16 protein-coding genes are annotated in these 19,511 nt (G+C 64.0%); 6 read left to right on the top strand and 10 right to left on the bottom strand.

Annotated features, from left to right (window positions below):
- The coding region (locus tag M653_RS01000000132065) for a transposase (RefSeq protein WP_027144009.1) at positions 1 to 210 on the top strand (210 nt) is incomplete at its 5' end.
- A gap of 180 nt (positions 211 to 390) precedes the next feature.
- On the opposite strand, the gene M653_RS0104345 is transcribed toward M653_RS01000000132065, so the two are convergent.
- The 7 genes from M653_RS0104345 to murA all read right to left on the bottom strand — a co-directional run bounded on the left by M653_RS0104345 (position 391) and on the right by murA (position 8,895).
- On the bottom strand, positions 391 to 2,139 hold the full coding sequence (locus tag M653_RS0104345) for an ABC transporter ATP-binding protein (protein WP_027142197.1): 1,749 nt from the start codon (positions 2,137 to 2,139) through the stop codon (positions 391 to 393).
- Positions 2,136 to 2,975 (bottom strand): ABC transporter permease, encoded by an 840-nt coding sequence (locus M653_RS0104350; protein WP_027142198.1) that lies wholly within the window; start codon positions 2,973 to 2,975, stop codon positions 2,136 to 2,138. Before M653_RS0104350 ends, M653_RS0104345 begins: the two co-directional genes overlap by 4 nt.
- Entirely contained in the window at positions 2,975 to 3,934 is a 960-nt protein-coding gene (locus M653_RS0104355; RefSeq protein WP_027142199.1) for an ABC transporter permease, read from the bottom strand. The genes M653_RS0104350 and M653_RS0104355 overlap by 1 nt, the downstream gene beginning before the upstream one ends.
- A 37-nt stretch (positions 3,935 to 3,971) precedes the next feature.
- A complete protein-coding gene (locus M653_RS0104360; RefSeq protein WP_027142200.1) occupies positions 3,972 to 5,483 on the bottom strand; it encodes an ABC transporter substrate-binding protein in 1,512 nt (503 codons plus the stop codon).
- Between the two features lie 192 nt (positions 5,484 to 5,675).
- Positions 5,676 to 6,599, bottom strand: coding sequence for an N-acetylmuramic acid 6-phosphate etherase (gene murQ / locus M653_RS0104365; RefSeq protein WP_027142201.1), 924 nt, complete (start codon positions 6,597 to 6,599; stop codon positions 5,676 to 5,678).
- Between the two features lie 161 nt (positions 6,600 to 6,760).
- On the bottom strand, positions 6,761 to 7,642 hold the full coding sequence (locus M653_RS0104370; RefSeq protein WP_027142202.1) for an N-acetylglucosamine kinase: 882 nt from the start codon (positions 7,640 to 7,642) through the stop codon (positions 6,761 to 6,763).
- Positions 7,639 to 8,895 (bottom strand): UDP-N-acetylglucosamine 1-carboxyvinyltransferase, encoded by a 1,257-nt coding sequence (gene murA / locus M653_RS0104375; RefSeq protein ID WP_027142203.1) that lies wholly within the window; start codon positions 8,893 to 8,895, stop codon positions 7,639 to 7,641. Before murA ends, M653_RS0104370 begins: the two co-directional genes overlap by 4 nt.
- A gap of 152 nt (positions 8,896 to 9,047) precedes the next feature.
- Here murA and M653_RS0104380 point away from each other — a divergent pair, with 152 nt between their 5' ends.
- Positions 9,048 to 9,908, top strand: a complete 861-nt coding sequence (locus M653_RS0104380; RefSeq protein WP_027142204.1) for a MurR/RpiR family transcriptional regulator — start codon at positions 9,048 to 9,050, stop codon at positions 9,906 to 9,908.
- 6 nt (positions 9,909 to 9,914) lie between these two features.
- On the opposite strand, the gene M653_RS0104385 is transcribed toward M653_RS0104380, so the two are convergent.
- From M653_RS0104385 to M653_RS0104395, 3 genes are all read right to left on the bottom strand, one after another.
- Entirely contained in the window at positions 9,915 to 11,270 is a 1,356-nt protein-coding gene (locus tag M653_RS0104385; protein WP_027142205.1) for a glutamine synthetase family protein, read from the bottom strand.
- 248 nt (positions 11,271 to 11,518) lie between these two features.
- The gene (locus tag M653_RS0104390; RefSeq protein WP_027142206.1) at positions 11,519 to 12,217 is read right to left on the bottom strand and encodes a GntR family transcriptional regulator; all 699 of its coding nucleotides are present in this window, start codon (positions 12,215 to 12,217) and stop codon (positions 11,519 to 11,521) included.
- Between the two features lie 202 nt (positions 12,218 to 12,419).
- Positions 12,420 to 14,465 carry a N,N-dimethylformamidase beta subunit family domain-containing protein gene (locus M653_RS0104395; RefSeq protein WP_027142207.1) on the bottom strand — a complete coding sequence of 682 codons (2,046 nt, stop codon included), beginning with the start codon at positions 14,463 to 14,465 and terminating at the stop codon, positions 12,420 to 12,422.
- Positions 14,466 to 14,905: 440 nt separating this feature from the next.
- On the opposite strand from M653_RS0104395, the gene ftsZ reads away from it, so the two are divergent.
- The 4 genes from ftsZ (at position 14,906) to M653_RS0104420 (ending at position 19,491) form a co-directional block, all read left to right on the top strand.
- Positions 14,906 to 15,943, top strand: coding sequence for a cell division protein FtsZ (ftsZ, locus tag M653_RS0104405; protein WP_027142209.1), 1,038 nt, complete (start codon positions 14,906 to 14,908; stop codon positions 15,941 to 15,943).
- Positions 15,944 to 16,058: 115 nt separating this feature from the next.
- Complete coding sequence (locus M653_RS01000000132070) at positions 16,059 to 16,982, top strand: class I SAM-dependent methyltransferase (RefSeq protein ID WP_245262055.1); 924 nt, start codon at positions 16,059 to 16,061, stop codon at positions 16,980 to 16,982.
- Between the two features lie 157 nt (positions 16,983 to 17,139).
- Positions 17,140 to 18,183, top strand: a complete 1,044-nt coding sequence (locus M653_RS0104415; protein ID WP_027142210.1) for a substrate-binding domain-containing protein — start codon at positions 17,140 to 17,142, stop codon at positions 18,181 to 18,183.
- A gap of 39 nt (positions 18,184 to 18,222) precedes the next feature.
- Positions 18,223 to 19,491: an ABC transporter substrate-binding protein gene (locus M653_RS0104420; protein WP_027142211.1), complete on the top strand. Its 1,269-nt coding sequence runs from the start codon at positions 18,223 to 18,225 to the stop codon at positions 19,489 to 19,491.
- Positions 19,492 to 19,511 lie beyond the last annotated feature (20 nt).

Consider the following 19,511-nt stretch of genomic DNA (forward strand, 5'->3'; position numbering starts at 1 on the left):
AAACACCATCCCGAACTGCCGCCCCGCCTCAAGCTCTACAACCGCTTGATCGCGCGGCGCAGGGCGGCGGTGGAAACCACATTCGCCACGCTCAAGAACCGCATGCGTCTCACCCGCATCCGCTATGTCGGCCTCGTCAAGGCAACGGCCCAGATCATGCTCGCCACCATCGCCTTCAACATGAGACGATGGGCGGCGATCACGCCATAGCTGCGCCCGAAATCCGCCAAACGCCGCAAAGGCGCGGCTCCCAAACCCCGAAAAGCCTCCAAAGCAACGAAAATGGCCGCCCTCAATCCTCACAACACGCCTCCCGCAATATTGCGCAACAGGCCCCTAGAGGGGGAGATGCCCGGCAGGATAGAGGGGGGCGCTGTCCCGCAAACATCTCTAAGCCTCCACCCTCGCCATATGATCCCCTCCAAACCGCTCCCATTTCGCCGGCGCCGGCTCAAACCCCTGCGGGCGCACCAGCGACGGCACCTGACGCGTGTCGATCTCGAAATGCTCGCATCGCCGGTCGATGGTCGGAACGGCGGCGATCAGCTTCTTCGTATAGGAATGCCTCGGCTTCGACAGCACGGACCGCGCGTCGCCGATCTCGACGATCTGGCCGGCATAGATGACCGCGATGCGGTGCGCGATCCGCTCGACCACGGCCATATCGTGCGAGATGAACAGATAGGCCAGCGCATATTCGCGCTGCAGGTCGAGCAGCAGCTCCAGCACTTTGGCCTGCACCGAGACATCGAGCGCCGACACCGCTTCGTCGAGAACCACGACGGACGGGTTGAGCATCAGCGCGCGGGCGATGCACAGTCTTTGCCGCTGGCCGCCGGAGAATTCGTGCGGATAGCGCTCAAGGCTGTTCTTGGGCAGGCCGACGCGTTCGAGCAGGCTCGCCATTCTGGCCCGGGTTTGGGCATCTACCCGCCCACCGGTGGCAATCACCGGTTCGCCCAGGATGCTTTCGATGGCCAGCCTCGGGTTGAGCGAAGCGTAAGGGTTCTGGAACACCATCTGAACGGGTTTGGCGCTGCGCTCCGCCGTGGCCGTTCGCGTGCCGACCGAGAAGCTGCCGCGCGTCGATCGCACCAGCCCCAGCACCGCCTTCGCGGTGGTGGATTTACCCGAGCCGCTCTCGCCGACGATGGCCAGCGTCTCGCCTTGCATCAGGTCGAAATCGACACCGTCGACGGCATGCACCGCGCCGGTCGCGCGGCTGAAGAAACTGCTCTTGAGCGGAAACCGAACCACGAGCCCATCGACCTTCAAGGCCGGTTGCGTGTTCGCGGCCTTGTCGCGCTGTCCGTCCGCGCGTGTCGCCCGGCCACTGGCGAAATGCGGCACGTCCTGCAGCAGGTGCTGGGTGTAGGGATGCTGGGGGCTGTCGAGGATCTGGTTCAGTTCGCCCTGTTCCACGGCCTGGCCGTTTTGCATCACCATCACCTTGTCGGCGATGCCGGCAACCAGGCCGATATCGTGGGTAATGAAGATCATCGACATGCCGCTTTCGCGCTTCAGCTCGGCCAGCAGCGCCATGATCTGCGCCTGCACGGTGACGTCGAGCGCCGTCGTCGGCTCGTCGGCGATCAGCAGGCGCGGATTGCAGGCGAGCGCAATCGCGATCATCACCCGCTGCAGCATGCCGCCGGACAACTGGTTGGGTGTGTATTTCAGCCGTCGCGCGGCATCGGGGATGCGCACGCGGTCAAGCGCGTCCCTGGCTGCCGCCGTGGCTTGCCGGCCCGTCAGTCCGCGATGCAGGCGGAACGATTCCTCGATCTGGTTGCCTATGGTCAGCACCGGGTTGAGCGAGGTCATCGGTTCCTGAAAGATCATGCCGATCTCGGCGCCGCGAATGCCGGTCAGTTGCGGTTCAGTCGCGGCTGCCAACTCGAAGACGGTCCCATCGACCCGCTTCAGCTTCATGGAACCGCCCGTGATGCGGCCGCCGCCGAAATCGACAAGCCGGTTGATCGACAGCGCCGTCACCGACTTGCCCGAGCCGCTTTCGCCGACAATGGCCAGCGTCTCGCCGTCGGCGATATCGAAACCGACGCCGCGCACGACCTCATTGGCTTTCGGATTGCGGCCGAAGCCGACGCGCAGGTCCGAGACCGACAGCAGCGGGGTCATGCGAACGCTCTCCGCATCCTGGGGTCGAGGATGTCGCGCAAGGCGTCGCCCAAAAGGTTGAAGCCAAGAATGCTGATCATGATCGCCAGGCCGGGGAAGATCAGCAGCCAGGGTGCCGTCTCCATCAAATTGCGGCTGTCGCTCAGCATCAGGCCGAGGGACGCGGCGGGCGGCTGCGTGCCAAGGCCCAGGAAGCTCAAGCCGGCTTCGGTGAGCAGCGCCCAGGCCAGCGCCAGCGTCACCTGCACGGTCAGCGGCGCCACGAGGTTGAGCAGCAGGTGCCGCGTGACGATATACCTCGAACTGCTGCCGAAGGTGCGCGCGGCGTCGACGAATTCGCGTGTCTTGAGCGACAGCGCGGGCCCACGCACCACGCGCGTGAAAATCGGCGTGTAAACGATGCCGATGGCCACGACGCTGGTCCATGTGCCAGGCCCGGCGACGGTGACGATGAGCAGCGCCAGAAGGATCGCCGGGAAAGCCAGCAGCACGTCCATGATGCGCATCACGACGCCGTCCCAGCGGCGCCCGAGCCAGGCGGCGGCCAGCCCCAGGATCGTTCCGGCAAGGGACGCGAAGGCCACGGAGAAGAAGGCAACCGTAAAGGACTGGCCGATGCCCGCCATCAGGCGGCTGGCGACGTCGCGGCCGAACAGGTCGGTGCCCATCCAGTAGGCGGCGCCGGGCGCGTGCAGCCGGTCGATACGGTACTGCGTGATCGGATTGTGCGGCGTCAGCCCCAACAGGCCAAGGATGGCGAGCAGCAGATAGACGCACACGATGAGGCCGCCGATGCGGCCGCTGCCATGGCCGAAGATGGCACGCAGGATCCGCATCACTGTTCCCCCAGCCGGATGCGCGGATCGAGCGCGACATAGGCGAGGTCGACCAGGAGATTGACGATCATGAAGTTGAAGGCGATGAACAGCACGCTGCCCTGCACCAGCGCGTAATCGCGCTGCAGGATGGCATCGAGCACCATGCGTCCGAGGCCGGGCAGGGCATAGATTTGCTCGACGATGACGGCGCCGCCCAGGAGGTAACCGAACTCTATGCCGCTCAGCGTCACCACCGGGATCAGCGCATTGGGCAAAGCGTGCCGCCAGATGACACTGCGCGCCGAAGCGCCCTTGCTGCGGGCGGTGCGGACATAATCGTCGCTCAACACGTCGAGCATCGCCGAGCGCGCGATGCGGGTGACCGACGCCGCGAAGGCGAAGCCGAGCGTGATGGCGGGCAGGATCAGCTGGCTGAGATTGCGCAAGGGATCCTGCCAGAGCGGTGCGAATTCGCCCATCGCCGGCAGCACGCCGAAGCCGGCCGACAGCGTGTAGATGATCAACAGGCCAAGCACGAAACTCGGCGTCGACTGGCCGATCATGGCGATGATGCGCACACCGAGGTCGGACGGTTTTTCGTTGTGCGTGGCGGCGTAGATGCCGGCCGGCATGCCGACGAGAAGCGCGATGATCATTGACAGCACTGCCAATTCCAGCGTCAGCGGAAAACGCTCGAGGATGACGTCGAGAACCGGCCTGCCATAGGTGACGGAGATGCCGAAATTGCCGTGCAGGATGCCGCCGATCCAGCGCCAGTATTGAACGAACCAGGGTTGGTCGATACCGAAATAGGCGGCGAGCGAATCCCGTTGTGCCGGCGTCAGCAGGCCGGCCTCGGTGCCCAGCATCGCCGTGATCGAATCGCCAGGCACCATCCTGATCGCGACGAAGACCAGGATGGATACGCCAAGCAGGACGAGAGGAAACGTCGCCAGCCTTCGCAAGAGATAGTTCACGCCAGGAAGACCTCTCGTCCCGTTGCCGAATCCGGCGCTATTGGATGGTCACCTTGCTCAGGCTGAACAGCGTGCCGGTCGGCGTCGGCACGAAGCCGGCGATGTTCTTCTGCTGGGCCGTGTAGCTGTAGGAGGTGTAGAGCCAGATCCACGGCGATACCTCGGCGAGGTGCTTCTCGAACGCGGCGAAGATCGCCTTGCGTTTGGCCGGATCGGTCTCGGCGCGGCCCTGCTGCATCTGGCTGTCCAAAGTATCGTCGATGTAGTTCGCCACCTTCTGCAGATTGCCGGCCTTGGTCCAGTAGCGGTTGTACATGGTGTAGGGGTCGGCGCGGCCGCCATTGAGCGCGATCGCCATGTCGAAATCGCCCTTCAGCCAGGCGTCGACATAGACGTTGAGCTCCATCATCTTGATGTCGAGCTTGACGCCGATTTCGGCGAGCTGCGACTGGATGACCTGGGCTTCCGCCGCCGCCGTCGGCGGCTCGCCGGTGGCGCCGATCACGGTCGCCGAAAAGCCGTCGGCAAGGCCGGCCTCGGCCATCAGCTTCTTGGCCTTTTCGACATCGCGCTTGTAGCAGAACAACTGGCTCGGATCGGTCGCCAGCGCTGGGATGGTCAGCGGTCCGGTGACCTTGCCTTCGCCCAGCGCGGCGGTGTCCAGCACCTCCTGCCGGTCGATGGCGCAGGAGATCGCCTGGCGCACCTTGAGCTCGGTCATCGGCTTGCGCGACGGGTTGAGCTGCAGCACGTTATAGGCAAGCACCGGTACACGGTTCAATTGCAGGTTGGCTTCTTTCGGCACCAGCGTGGCGACGAGCGGGTCGTTGAGCAGGGCGAAATCGATCTGCTTGGTGCGCATGGCGGCGAGGATCGCCGCCTCATCCGGCAGCACGCTGATCTCGATGCCGTCGACGCCGGTCGCGCCGCCGGCCCAGTCCTTGTTGGCGCTCAAGACTTCCTTGGCGTTGGGGTCCCACTTGTCGAGCTTGAACGGGCCGGAACCGACCGTCTTGGTGCCGATCGAACCGGCCTTGATTTCAGCCGCCGGAACGATGGCCGCGTTGACGTCGCTCATCGCCGTCAGGATCGGCGCGTCGGGCTGCGAGAGGTGGAACACGACGGTCGCCGCATCAGGCGTGTCGATGCTGGCGATCGACAGGAAGTTGGCGCGGGCGGCGGCACCCGTCTTCTCGTCGAGGATGCGCTCGAATGACGCCTTGACGTCGGCGGAGTTCACCGCCGTGCCGTCCTGGAATTTCGCCTTGGGATCGAGCTTGAAGGTCAGTTCCTTGCCGTCCTTCGAGAATTCCCAGGAGGTGGCGATGGCGGGGATGATCTGCAGGCTGGCGTCGAGCCGCACCAGCGGCTCGTAGATGAGCTCCAAAAGCCGAAGCGACGAGAACGCCGTCTGCTTGTGCGGATCAAGCCCGGTGGCGTCCTGCGACCAGGCCATGTGCAGCGTCGCCGCCTGCGCCGAAACCGTGGCGATGCCGAGCATCGCGGCAAGGGTGATGCCCGAAAGCAGCCTTCCTGTAAGATGAACCATTCTCGTCTCCCATTATTGAACTCGATGCCTTGCAGTTTCCGCGGGCCGCTTCCAAGGCACACATGCTTTGGAGTATCGGCCCAGTCTATGCGGCTTGACGCCGTCTTGTCTAAAGCGGCCTCAGCCGTCTTGTCTAAAGCGGCCTCAGCCGTCTTGTCTAAAGCGGCCTCAGCCGTCTTGTCTAAAGCGGCCTCAGGCCGCTTCGTCGCTGATCGCCTTTCGCAGGAACCCTCCGGCCTTGGCCAAAGCAGCCCGCGCCGCTTCGACGTCGAGGCCGGTGATGGTGACCAGGATCGCCAGCTTGACGTCATTGCCGGTCCGGTCGAGCGCCTGCCGCGCCTGCGGCGCGGTGCAGCCGGTCGCCTGCATGACGATCCTGATCGCCCGGGCGACCAGCTTCCTGTTCGACGGGTTCAGGTCGACCATCAGGTTCTGGTAGCTCTTGCCGATGCGGATCATCGAGGCCGTGGTCAGCATGTTGAGCACCAGCTTCTGTGCTGTTCCCGATTTCAGCCGCGTCGAGCCGGTGAGTACTTCGGGACCGACGACCGGCGAGATGGCGATATCGGCGATGCCGGCAATGGCCGATGCCGGATTGCAGGACAGCGCGATGGTGGTCGCGCCGATCTGCTTGGCATAGGTCAGCCCGCCGATCACATAGGGCGTGCGCCCGCTGACCGCGATGCCGACCACCACGTCGTCAGGTGTGAGCGTGATGTCCTGCAAGGCCTTGGCGCCCATCTTCGGGTCATCCTCGGCGCCTTCCAGCGAGCGCACCAGGGCGTCGGACCCACCGGCGATCAGGCCGACAACCATGCCTTCTGGCACGCCGAATGTGGGCGGACATTCCGAAGCGTCGAGCACGCCAAGCCGGCCGCTGGTGCCGGCGCCCATATAGATGAGGCGTGCGCCTTTCTGGAAGGCACGCACGATGCGATCCACCGCGGCGGCGATTTCCGGCAGCACCTTTTCGACGGCCGCGGGGACAAGCCTGTCCTCGTCATTGATCCTGCGCAGCACGTCGATGGTCGGCATCAGGTCGATGTCGACGGTCTTCGGATTCCGGCCTTCGGAAACCAGCCGGTCCAGCTCAGACATCAACCGTTGCTCAGTCATCCCAATGCTTTCAAACATTCTGCTGCGCGGTCCGGCATGGCTCGACCCGGCAACCGGTGCAGACCGTGGTCCGTCATCGCAGCTTCTCCTGTTAACTTTTTAGAATTTGATATTCACATCGTCAACAGAGATTTGGAATATTATATTCCTACACTTGCCAGCTATCCCTTGCAGACCGACCTCTTGGCAAGAATGATCGCGCCGGACACGGCGTCGCCGTCGGCGGGCTTCAGGCGTCGCCGGACGTCGGGGGAAAGCCAGGGCTCGAGCGGGCTGGCGAGGCCACCCAGCAAGGTCACGCGCGGCGCGCCTTTTTCGAACAGCACCCGCACCAGTGTGTCGATCTGCTCGGCGGCGCTTTGCACGATGCGGCGTCCGGCGGGATCGCCCTGGTCGGCATGCCGCATCACCATGGGTGCAAGCGCGGCATAGTCCGTGGCGCTGGCGCGGTCCATCCAGGCGACGGCCTCCATCGGGTCGCCGGCGAAGCGCTGCATGAGCTCCGCCAGCAGCGCCGTTCTTTCGTGGCGACCGTCATGGGCGCGCAGCGCCAGTTGCACGGCTTTCAGTCCGAGGTCGGCGCCGCTGCCCTCGTCGGAGATCGGAAATCCATAGCCGCCGGCGCGCAGGTCGCGGCCCTCGACAAACCCAAGGCCGATCGAGCCGGTCCCGGCGATGACGATGGCGCCGTCCTGGCCCGAATGCGCGCCAAGGCAGGCGCCGACACCGTCGCTGACGAAGTCGATGCTGGCAAAGGGATGCGCGATTGCCCGCAGCGCCTCCAGCGCGCCTTTGCGGCCGATGCCGGCAAGGCCGATGCCGGCATGGATACGGGCGGTCTCGGCGGGCGCGAAACCTGCTTCATCGATCGCCGCGCCGTAGGCTTTGGCAATGGAGCCCCACGCTGCCTCGATGCCGAGCCGCGTCGTCGCCGGGCCGGACAGGCCTTGTCCCAGCACCATGCCTTGCGCGTCCTCAAGACGGGCGCGGCAACCGGTGCCGCCGCCATCGACGCCGAGAAAATAATCCGCGTCGGTATTCATGCGCCCAGCCGCTCGATGTCGGCGCCGCACAGGCGCAGCTTGCGGTCCAGTTGCTCGTAGCCGCGGTCGAGGTGATAGACGCGGTTGATGATGGTCTCGCCTTCACTGACCAGCGCCGCCAGCACCAGCGACACCGAAGCGCGCAGGTCGGTGGCCATCACTTGCGCCCCGTGCAGTTTCTCGCCGCCGCGCACCAGCGCCATGGTGCCTTGGAGCTTGATGTTGGCGCCGAGCCGCATCAGTTCGGGTACATGCATGAAGCGGTTCTCGAAGATGGTTTCGCGCAGCAGCGAGGCGCCCTGCGCGCAGCACATCAGCGCCATGAACTGAGCCTGCAGGTCGGTCGGAAACCCCGGATAGGGTTCCGTGGTGAGGTCGGCTGCCTTGAGCGGCCGGTCGCGCGAGACGATCAGTCCCCGGTCGCCCGGCCAGACGCTGACGCCGGTCGCCTCCAGCAATTGCACCACCGAGGCCATGTGTTCGAGCCGGGCATGCGTCAGCTCAAGCTGGCCGCCGGTGATGGCGGCGGCGATGGCATAGGTGCCCGCCTCGATGCGGTCCGGGATGATGTCGTGACTGGCGGCGTGCCAGTTGGTGTCGCCCGCGATCAGGATGCGGTGCGTGCCTGCGCCCTCGATGCGCGCGCCCATGGCGCTGAGGCAAGCGGCGAGGTCAGCCACTTCCGGTTCGCGCGCCGCGTTCAGGATCTCGGTTTCGCCCTTGGCCGTGGTCGCCGCCATCATGGCGGTTTCCGTCGCCCCGACCGATGGCGACGGGAGCACGATGCGGGTGCCGGCCAATCCGTTCGGCGCCGAGGCGACGATCAAGCCGTTCTCTATGGCGATCCTGGCGCCCAGCGCGGCGAGTGCGGCGACATGAATGTCGACCGGTCGCGCGCCGATCGCGCAGCCGCCTGGCAGCGAGACCCGGGCATGGCCGAACCGCGCCAGCAACGGCGCCAGCACGAGCAACGTCGCCCGCATCTTCCGAACCGTGTCGTAGGACGTCTCCTTGGAAATGGCGGCGCTGGTGTCAATGATCGCGGCGTGGGCGGACCGGGTGATTTCGGCACCGTGAAGCCGCACCACGCCGAGCATGTTTTCGACGTCGGTCACATCAGGCAGGTTGGTCAGTTCGAGCGGGTAGGGGCTGAGCAGCGCAGCCGCGATCTGCGGCAAAGCGGCATTCTTGGCGCCCGATATGGTGACCGCGCCTTGCAGTCTCTGTCCGCCGACGATCCGCAATCTATCCATGGCTGAAACCTTGAGGGTCACCCCGGCGACCTGCCTGGGAATCCCGGGCGCTGACCCGGGTCGAGCTGAGAATTAATTCTGCGTTCTTGGCTGTCAATCAAAATTGGAATAATTTATTCCTCGTCTTGCAGGTCTGAAGAGCGAGGAATTCCGTGTCCGTCTTAAGCAGGATCAATGCCAAGCTCGACGGCATGGCGCCCGGCGATCGCGAGATCGGCCGTTACATCGTCGACAACCCCAACCAGATGCTGCGGCTTTCGACGGCCGAACTTGCGGCCGAGATCGGCCGCAGCCAGTCGAGCGTCGTCAAGTTCAGCCAGAAGCTCGGCTATGCCAGCTATCAGGAACTCAAGCTCGCCGTCAGCGAGGCCAAGGCACAGGATTGGCAGGTGCCGGCCGGCGTCATCCACGGCTCGATCGAGGTCGGCGATGGCTTTCCGGTCATCCTGAAGAAGCTGATCGGCAGCAAGCTGCTGTCGATGCAGCAAACCGTCGCCGCCAACAGCGAGCGCATCATCTCCAGGACGCTGGATCTGCTGGATGGCGCGCGGCGCATCCATCTGGTCGGCGTCGGCGCTTCCTCGCTGGTGGCGCGCGATTTTTCCTACAAGCTGATGAAGCTCGGCCGCAATGTGCTGCATGACAGCGACAGCCACATCCAGATGGCCAATGCCTCGACGCTCGGGCCTGGCGATGTGCTGTTCGCGCTCTCCTATTCCGGCGCCAGCATCGAAACCTTGCGCATCGCCGAGCTTGCAGCCAAGCGCGGCACGACGGTGATCGCCGTCACCGGCCTGCATGACAATCCGCTGAGCCGCGTCGCCGACATTCGCCTCTACACCATCGCCGACGAGGAGCGCGCGCGCTCCTCGTCCATCACCGCGCGCGACGCGCAGCTGACGCTGACCGACCTTCTGTTCATCCTGCTGGTACAGAAGCAGCCGGATGCCAACGACTATGTCCACAACAGCGAGGCGGCGGTCACTGTACTGAAGGCCGAGCGGTCGACGTAAAGGGCCTCAGACGCTTTCGAGATAGGTCTCGATCTCGAAATCGCTGACATTCAGGGCAAACGTATTCAATTCCTGGCGTTTGCAGGCGATGAAGGAGTCGCGCAGGATCGCCGGGAAGATCTCCGCCACATGCGTCCCGCCTTCAAAGGTCGCGATCGCCGACGCCCAGTCCGGCGGCAGCTTGGCCGGGGCAACGCCTTGCCCGTCCTTCCCCGCCGGATCGCCCGGCGACATCTGCTTCTCGATGCCGATCAGGGCCGCGCCCAGTATGGCGGCAAGCACCAGGTATGGGTTGGCGTCGGCTCCCGAGACGCGATGTTCGATGCGGCGCGCGCCGGTCGGGCCGCCGGGAATGCGGATCGCGACCATGCGGTTCTCGTACCCCCAGGCGACCGCGGTCGGCGCGTAGGATCGTGGGCGCAGCCTCCGGTAGGAATTGAAGTGCGGCGCGAACACCAAAGTGCTTTCGGCCATCGCCGCCAGCAGCCCGCCAACCGCATGGCGCATGATGTCGGAACCCTGGTCGGTGCCGTCGTCGAACACGTTGCGCCCTTCGTCGTCGACCAGGCTGAAATGGACATGGAAGCCGTTGCCGGCGCGGTCGCCATAGGGCTTGGCCATGAAGCAGGCGGCAAAGCCATGCTTGCGGGCAATGCCCTTCACCGTGCGCTTGAACAACACCGCATCGTCGGCCGCCCGCAAGGCGTCTGCGACATGGTTCAGGTTGATCTCGAACTGGCCGACGCCGTTTTCGGCAATCGCCGTATCGACGGGAATGCCTTGCGCCCGGCAGGCTTCGTAGATGTCATGGATGAAGGCTTCGAAATCGTCGATCTCGTCGATCGACAGCGCCGCGTCGGAATCGAGACGCCGCCCGGTGACCGGTGAGACTGGCCCGACAGGCCGCTGCGATTGTGGATCGACCAGGTAGAATTCGAGTTCGGTCGCCGCGACCGGAGTGAGGCCGAGCGCCTTATAGCGATCGAGGATGCGGGCCAGTGCCCGGCGGGGGTCGCCGAGATAGGGCGCACCGCTTTCGTCGGCGAGCCAGAGCGGGACGAGCGCCGTCGGATGCGCCGTCCATTCCACCGGCAGAATGCCGCGTCCCGTCCATTGGCAAAGGCCATCGGCATCGCCGGTCGAGAAGACCAGGCTGTTGCCTTCGATGTCCTCGCCCCAGACATCGAGCCCGATCAGCGAATAGGGCATGCGCAGCTTGCCTTCCAGCGCCTTGCGCGCCTGCTCGACCGGGATGCGCTTTCCCCGCATGATGCCGTTGAGGTCGCACACCGCGGCCCTCAGGCTCTGGATGTCGCTTCGGCTTTCAAGCCAACTTAAAACGTCCGCAATTGCATCGCTCAATTTCCGTTACCTCTGGTTCCCTGCGGTGCCGCGCCTGAGGCGGCCACCCTATTTAACGACAAGACAGCTGATGAGTTCATGAAGGCATCTCCGACATCAGTCGGAAGAGTTTCCTTCAGTTTTTCAAATCATTAGCGGGGATGTCGGGAGGCATTTCAGGAACCAATTGCGCGATCTGCGATCGCAACATAGCGACAAGACAGGGCAAAGCCAAGTGGCATCTGGTGACGGGCCCGGGAGACGCCGGTCTAGCTCCTCGCTTCCGGGAATTTGCCGTGCCGCAGGATGTGGGCGGCGCCCTCGTCGATGTCGCGAACGATGGCCGCCCGCGCTCGCGCGCCGTCCTGTGCCTCGATCGCGGCGACCACTTCCTCGTGATAGTCGATGTCCAGAATGGAGGAGAGGTCGTCCTCGAACCCCGTGGCGAGGTTTCGCAGAAACGGGCCGACCTGCATCCACACCGTCTCGATCAGGAAGATCATCTGCTCGTTGCCGCAATGGCGATAGATCGAGAATTTGAAATCGTGGTTCTTCCTGAGATAGTCGCCGATGTCGCCCTTGCGGGCCGCCAGGGTCAATTCGGTGCAATGGCGTCGGATCGCCCGCAGATTGTTGCCGTTGATGAGTTTCGTCGCAAGCTCGGTCGCCGGGCCTTCGAGGAGCGTGCGCACGGCGGTCAATTGCGAGAACCGCTCGGCCGAGATCACCGGCACCTCGACGCTGCCGTTCGGCATCGGGCTCAACGCCCGCAGCGCCTGCAGCCGCATGAAGGCACTGCGCACCGGCATGTCGCTGGTGCCGAGTTCCCTGGCGAGCTTGCGCGAGGTCAGCTTCTGGCCGGGCAGGAATTGGCCCGACATCAGGGCCCGCACGAGCTCCAGATAGACCTTCTCATGCAGAGGCACGGTATCGACGGCGGTCAAACCGAAATGTGTTCTGTCGGCCATTGGCGGGGGCGCTGCTTCATCCGTTCTGAAAATGACCTGACGACACGCGCCGCGGACAAACCTTGAGCCGGGCACGGCGGGAACACCCAGGCCGCCGATTGATCAGGCATGATAGCCGCTTCGATCGTTGCGCGGCAAGCCAACTGCCGGAGCCGGGGCGGTGCCGCGGGCGCCTACCTTTCCGGGGCTATCGATCCGGGGTCTACCGGCTCGTTTTCGCTGCCAGATGCGCCAGCAAATTCTTGGTGATCCGGCCGACGTCGTTCATGGCATCGCCCGCCGGCAAGGCGCCGCACCAGGCGACCGAACTCGCGCAGAAGATCAGGCCGCCCGAAGGCAGATGGCGCAGCGTCATCTCCGCGCAGCGGCGCCCGTCGCGCTCGCTGTCACCTCCTTCGTACCAGCGGGTGGCGTCATGGACGAAGCTGTCCGGGAAACCGGTCGCGCGTGCAATGACCATGGTCTTGGGGGATGTGCCCAGATGCGGATCCGTGGCATCGACCTCGTAGCCGGCGGCGCCTCCGAGCACGATGCCATCGTCGCCGAAGGTCTCGCTGGTGACGCCGTCGAACAACCACGCGGCCGAGGGTTGACGGCTTTCCGGCGTGCGCGTGAAAGGCCGCGCGCCGTCGAAACCCATCAGCGAGATGGCGACGCCGGTCAGCGAGAACTCGCCGCGCCCGCTGGCGCGCAGATAGCCGCCCGGCTGGTTGGTGATCGACAGTGACTGTTCGGCGATGGCACCGTCCCAGGTCCGGCCCGCCTCGAGCGGCGAGCGGCGCAGTTCCATCAGATCGTCCTGGAACGCCACCTTGCCGGCAAAGCCGTTGCCACCGAGATAGGCGATGCTGCCACCCGCCGCCGCGAATTGGCGCAGCGCGTGCTCCATTTCGACCGACATGTATTCGGGATGGCTGCCGGTGATGACCGCCTGATAATCCTGCAAGCCGGCAAGGCCTCGCTCATGCAGGTCGCGGTCGGTGATGAGATCGAAGGCAATGCCATTGCTGTGGCAGAAGCGCAGAAAATGCAGGTCGACCGGCAGATTGTGCGGACAGCCGCACAGCGGATAATTGTAGTCGTCGCGCAGCGTCGCCTTCGGCTTCCTGGTGGAACAGATCGACACGCCGCTGAGGTCGCTGTGGTAGTCGTAGAGCGACTTCAGGTTGTTATCGATCGCGAAGCTGTGGCCGCGATCCTCGCACCTCCATTCGTAGAGATGCGCCGGCAGGAATTCATCCGCGTAGGCGAGGTAGGTGGCCGTCGGCACCAGGAACACCAGTGGCGCGCGGCGTGCCGACGAAGTGATGAAGAAGACGATACGCTCCGACCCTTGGTCGTGACCGACCTCGAAGGCATAGACCCCGGGCGGCGCCTCGGCGGGAACCTGCAATTGGCAGGAGGCGGGCCACTGCAACGCGCCCATGTCGTCGTCGTGGCAGTGCACCGCGTCATAATGCGACGGCACCAGGCGGGGGTCGAAACTCGACCCGTCCCAGCGCCGCGAGGTCATGCAGAAGGCGGGCTGGTTGATCGCTTCCAGGAAAAGAACGCGATCGGTGTCTGTCGAGGCGAGCGGGCCGCTCGGCAGCAGGGTCGGAAACATCCAGGCGACACGACCAGCCGCGGTTTGCAGCGAGATCGCAGAGAATTTCGCGTTGAGCGACCTGACATCGTTTGCCATGCTGGTGCCGAAGACCATGTCACCAGGCAGGGGCCGCCACGGCAGGTCGAATCCGTGATCCAGGTGAAACGGCGACAGGAGATCGTCCGAGTCGATCCGCAGCACGGTCGCGCCGTCGTTCGACGAAATCTCGACCTTGAGCCAGGTGTTTGCCGGCAAGGCTACGCCGCTATCGAGCGACTTGCCGTCGAGGCCAGATGTCAGCCGCCCGTCCTGCAAGCCGAGGCGCAGGTTGCCGCTCTCGAACAGCACGCGGGCGCCATCGTTGCGGGTCAAGTACACTTCGAAGGCGACGCCTCCGATCTCGGTGGCCTTGGCCAGTTCGGTCGCCGCAACCCGGAGGAAGGATCCATGATCGAAGTCACGATGCGATACGGCACTTCCTGTCGGGTCGACGCGCCAGTTCATCGGCTCGGCCCCGGGTGTGTCGAGCCGCACGATCCTGATGTCGCGTACCTGCCGCGACGACGAGACATGAAGGCCGACCGATGTTCCGGCCGCCGTATGCCAGGGAACGGTATAGCCAGAGACGGCCATGGCGCCGTGATCGACGGGGCGTTTCATCGCCGCAAACGTCCGTGCCGCGATCCCGGCGGTCGCAATCTCATGGATGGCAAACTGGACAATTCTTTCATACCTTTTCGGGTTCTGAAGGGGATATATACCCTCTAGCTTTGATTGGTGACGAAGTCCGCAGGGATCTCCTGGCCATTGGGACGATCGGCAAAGGCGGGTTCTGCCCAGCCGTCTCCAGGCATCTGTCGTGGTGTCTGATCTGCGACGACACTATCGCGATCACCCGGGACCGGACAGTCGGTCGCGTGGGGTTCGGCCTCTTCATCACAAATCTTGACCTTCCCGCACTTGCACGTCCGGCCGCTCTCTGGCTTTTTGGGTTATCCATCCGAACGGACTGATTCGCGTCATGCCGCTCGATTGCAATGTCTACGGGCAGTCTGCTTGTGGGCCGTGAAGCGCACGCAGTTGGCGAAGGAGAAGCAGGCATGGCCGAGTTCAAGAAGCCGGAAATCTCCGAGATGAGACCCAAGATCACTGTTATCGGCGTCGGCGGCGGCGGCGGTAATGCGATCAACAACATGATCGTCGAACAGCTTCAGGGAACCGAGTTCATTGCCGCCAACACCGATGCCCAGGCGCTGACCATGTCGAAGGCGACGCGGCTGATCCAGCTTGGCGCGCACGTCACGGAAGGGCTTGGCGCCGGCTCGTTGCCCGAGATCGGCCGTGCCGCTGCCGAAGAATCGCTCGACGAGATCATGGATCATCTGGCCGGCACCCACATGTGCTTCGTCACTGCCGGCATGGGCGGCGGCACCGGAACCGGTGCGGCCCCGATTATCGCCCAGGCGGCGCGCAAGGCTGGCATCCTGACGGTCGGCGTCGTCACCAAACCGTTCACCTTCGAGGGCCGGCGCCGCATGCAGATGGCCGAAGAGGGCATCGAGCGGCTGCGCGAGGCCGCCGACACCGTGATCGTGATCCCCAACCAGAACCTGTTCCGCATCGCCGACGCCAAAACCACCTTCGCCGATGCTTTCGTGATCGCCGACCGGGTGCTCTATTCCGGCGTCAGCTGCATCACCGACCTCATCGTCAAGGAAGGCCTGATCAATCTTGACTTCGCCGACGTCAAATCGGTGATGCGTGGCATGGGCCGCGCCATGATGGGAACCGGCGAGGCGTCCGGCGACGGCCGGGCGATGAAGGCGGCGGAAGCCGCGATCGCCAACCCGCTGCTCGACGAAATGTCCATGAAGGGCGCCAAGGGCGTGCTGGTCTCGATCTCGGGCGGCAGGGACATGACACTGTTCGAGGTCGACGAGGCGGCCACGCGCATCCGCGAGGAAGTCTACGAGGATGCCGACATCATCGTCGGCGCCATCTTCGACAAGAGCATGGAAGGCCGCTTCAGGGTCTCGGTGGTGGCGACGGGGCTCGATCGTTCGCTCGGCGAGGGTGATGCCGATCCCGGCATCGCGCGCGACCACGCCGGCCAACCGCCACAGCGGACGCTGCAGTAGGGCTTGCTTGATTAGGATTGATTAGGCCCGGGACTAATTTAAGTCGGTCCGGCCGCTTTGCGCGGCCATTGTCAGGCTTGCCGCATGGCGACAGCCTCATGGCGACGACAACGGATTGGTTGCCATCAGATATCGCGTCTGTTTACCTGAGCCTATCGAGGTCCGATATTGCCGGCGATTCACGGAGGGGAACATCAGTACCGGCAAAAATTCAACATCGACCGGCCATGAAGCGAGTGACGCAAGCTGGCTCGATCTTCATTTCGAGTCATCACGGCCGGAATACGAAGACGCACTTACCCAAGTTGGAATGCAACGTGGCTGGGACGTGCTCGATGCGGGATGCGGGGGCGGAAGCTTCCTTCCGCTCATCTGCGAGCTGATTGGCTCCAACGGGTCCGTGACAGCTCTTGATCTTGCGCCTGAGAATATTCAACGCGCGGAGAACTTGACTAAGGATGTCCCGGATCGGCCGAAGGTGCGCACCCGCGTCGGCAGCATTCTGTCGCTTCCTTTCAACCATGCTTCCTTCGATTGCGTGTGGTCCGCCAATGTCATGCAATATCTCACGCCGGCGGAATTTCAGCAGGCCACGGATGAGATAAGACGCGTATTGAAGCCCGGCGGCATTCTCGCCGTAAAGGACTTCGATTCGACGCTTCTGCAGATGCTGCCTATGGATCACGGGGTATTTACCCGCTTGATGACGGCGCGATTGCAGACGTTCCGCGACAAGGGAGTGCTTGGCACCGATTGTGGCTCCTCGCTTCCCGGACTTTTGCGGGATGCAGGAATGGAGATCGTCTGGCGCAAAGGCTGGCTCGTTGAACGGTGGGCCCCTGCTGGCGAGCACACGCGCAATTATGTACGCGACTTAATCTCCTATTTCACGACTGCAGCGCCGGATTACGACCTCCCTGAGAGCGATCAGCATTATTGGAAGGAACTGGCAGCAAATCCAGGGAGCCTGCTTGATCAGCCTGATTTCTGCTACCGCGAATTCCTCGTTCTGACGGTTTGCAGGAACGCGGCAATCTAAGAGCACGTCCGTTTTTAATCAGGGTCATCTCCTGCAGCTGAAATAGGGAATCCCAATCCCCATTCCTATTTCAAAGGACGCCTAGGCCGAATTTAAAACGTTTGCATTTTTGAAAAATGCCGATTACAAACGTTTCAAATTCGTTCGAGGAGGAACGATGACGAACCGCGTCATCACGCTGAAGGAGCTCGCGGCAAGCCTCGACCTGTCGATCACGACGGTGTCGCGGGCGCTTGCCGGCCACGAACAGATCGCTCTCAAGACGCGCGAACGTGTCGCGCAAGCGGCGCGCCAGGCCGGCTACGTACCCAACACGGCGGCGCGCACGCTCGTCTCCGGCCGCAGCGGTTTCGTTGGCCTGGTGTTGCCGATACGCGGGCCCAATCTTGTCGATTCCTTCCTCGGCGAATTTGTTACCGGGCTCGGCGAAGGGCTGGTGTCGCATGGCGCCGACCTCATCCTTGCCACCGCCGCACTTGGCCATTCGGAGCTGTCGGTGCTGCGCCATGTCGTCGAATCCGGACGTGCCGATGGCGTCGTCGTCACCCGTATCGCCGAAGTCGACGAACGCCTCGCCTATCTGCGCGAGCGTGGCTTTCCGTTCGTCGCTCACGGCCGGCTGCTCGACAGCGACTTTGGCTACAACTGGCTCGACACCGACGGCGCGCATGCCTTCGGCGAGGCTTTCGACATGCTCTACGATCTCGGCCACCGCCATTTCGGCCTGGTGACGATCTCCGAGCCGATGACCTTTCGCCATCTGCGACAGGACGGCCTTGCCACCGCTATCGCCCGGCGGGGCGACCCGTCGGTGCGGCTCGACGTGGTGACGGCGCCGCGCTTCGATCATGAGGCCCGCATCGAGGCTGTCAACCGGATGCTGAAAGGGCCTGACAGACCGACCGCCGTCGTCGCTCTGTTCGACGAGCTGGCGCTGACGGTGATGGAGGAGGCCGCCCGTGCGGGCCTCGATGTGCCGCGCGACCTCTCCGTCATCGGTTTCGACAACATTGCCGCATCGGCCTATGCGCCGCCGGGCCTCACCACGTTCGATGCCTCGATCCGCCTATGCGCGCGCGAGATCGCCGACATGCTGCTTACGGTCATCGCCGGTAAGCCCGGCAAACCGCTGACGCGACTGATCAGGCCGACGTTGGTTGCGCGCGCAAGCCATGGACCTGCACCGCAGACAAGAAGCTGACGCCGCCATGACGGCGCATATCCAGGGAGGAAGACCGTGATGAAGGGATTGAAAACGCTGGCCGGCGTTGCGCTGGCACTGTCGCTTGCCTCAGGTGAGGCGCATGCCCACCAGGTGCTGTTCTGGTCGACGCAGGCGCGCCCGGTCGAGGAAACGCAGAAGATGCGCGACGAGGTGCTGAAGGGGTTCGATGGCGCGGTCGACTATCAGGTCGCCGAGGCCGGCCCCTGGCTCACCCGCCTGCAGGCCGAATTGCAGGCCGGCACCGGCACCATCGGCGTGCTCGGTGGCCTGCATGGCGACTTCTCCAGCGTCGGCGCGAACCTTGCCGATCTGTCCGGCGTCGATGTCGGTGCCGTCAAGGTCAACGAAGCCTACAGGAAACTCGGCATGCTCGGCAGCGGCGAGCAGAAATACCTGCCTTGGATGCAGGCCACCTACCTGATGGCGGCCAACAAGCAGGCGCTGCAATACTTGCCGCAAGGCGTCGATCTCAACACCATCACCTATGACCAGCTGATCGAATGGTCGAAAAACATCGCCGAGAAGACCGGTTCGCCGAAATTCGGTTTTCCGGCCGGTCCCAAAGGGCTGAAGCATCGTTTCTTCGAAGGCTTCCTCTATCCGTCCTACACCGGCTCGATGGTGACCAAATTCCGCTCGGCCGAAGCCGAGATCGCCTGGAACAAGTTCAAGGAACTCTGGCAGTACACCAACCCGAACTCGACCAACTATGCCTTCATGCAGGAACCGCTCTTGAGCGGCGATGTCTGGGTGGCGTTCGACCATGTCGCGCGCCTTGCCGACGCCTTCAACAAGAAGCCCGGCGACTTCGTCGCCTTTCCGGCGCCGGCCGGCCCCGCCGGCCGCGGTTTCATGCCCGTCGTGGCCGGCGTCGCCATCCCGAAGACGTCGCCCGATATCGACAAGGCCAAGGCGCTGGTCGCCTACATGCTGAAGCCGGAAACCCAGATCGCGACGCTCAAGGCGACCAATTTCTTCCCGGTCGTCGACGTCAAGCTGCCAGACGATATGCCGGCCTCGGTCAAGGCCTTCGGCCCGGCGATCGCAACCATGACCGGTGCTTCCGATGCTCTGCCGGCGTTGCTGCCGATGGGGCTCGGCGATCTCGATGGCAAGTTCAACCAGGTCTACACCGACAGCTTCGAGCGCATCGTGCTCGGCGGCGAGGACGTGCATGGCGTGCTCGGCGAGGAAGCGACGGCGCTCAAGGCGATCATCGACCAGTCCAAGGCGCCGTGCTGGGCGCCCGACAAGCCATCCGACGGCGCTTGTCCCGTCGATTAGACCATGATCCCGAAAAGTGG

Origin of the sequence: Mesorhizobium sp. WSM3626 (assembly GCF_000513935.1) — a bacterium.
Classification (GTDB): Bacteria; Pseudomonadota; Alphaproteobacteria; order Rhizobiales; family Rhizobiaceae; genus Mesorhizobium; species Mesorhizobium salmacidum.

Excerpts from the sequence above, each read along its gene's own strand:
- M653_RS0104395 (WP_027142207.1), bottom strand. The coding sequence starts at position 14,465 with ATGAAACGCCCCGTCGATCACGGCGCCATGGCCGTCTCTGGCTATACC.
- M653_RS0104360 (WP_027142200.1), bottom strand. The coding sequence starts at position 5,483 with ATGGTTCATCTTACAGGAAGGCTGCTTTCGGGCATCACCCTTGCCGCG.
- M653_RS0104420 (WP_027142211.1), top strand. The coding sequence starts at position 18,223 with ATGAAGGGATTGAAAACGCTGGCCGGCGTTGCGCTGGCACTGTCGCTT.
- M653_RS0104350 (WP_027142198.1), bottom strand. The coding sequence starts at position 2,975 with ATGCGGATCCTGCGTGCCATCTTCGGCCATGGCAGCGGCCGCATCGGC.
- M653_RS0104370 (WP_027142202.1), bottom strand. The coding sequence starts at position 7,642 with ATGAATACCGACGCGGATTATTTTCTCGGCGTCGATGGCGGCGGCACC.
- ftsZ (WP_027142209.1), top strand. The coding sequence starts at position 14,906 with ATGGCCGAGTTCAAGAAGCCGGAAATCTCCGAGATGAGACCCAAGATC.
- M653_RS0104345 (WP_027142197.1), bottom strand. The coding sequence starts at position 2,139 with ATGACCCCGCTGCTGTCGGTCTCGGACCTGCGCGTCGGCTTCGGCCGC.
- M653_RS0104390 (WP_027142206.1), bottom strand. The coding sequence starts at position 12,217 with ATGGCCGACAGAACACATTTCGGTTTGACCGCCGTCGATACCGTGCCT.
- murA (WP_027142203.1), bottom strand. The coding sequence starts at position 8,895 with ATGGATAGATTGCGGATCGTCGGCGGACAGAGACTGCAAGGCGCGGTC.
- M653_RS0104415 (WP_027142210.1), top strand. The coding sequence starts at position 17,140 with ATGACGAACCGCGTCATCACGCTGAAGGAGCTCGCGGCAAGCCTCGAC.
- murQ (WP_027142201.1), bottom strand. The coding sequence starts at position 6,599 with ATGACTGAGCAACGGTTGATGTCTGAGCTGGACCGGCTGGTTTCCGAA.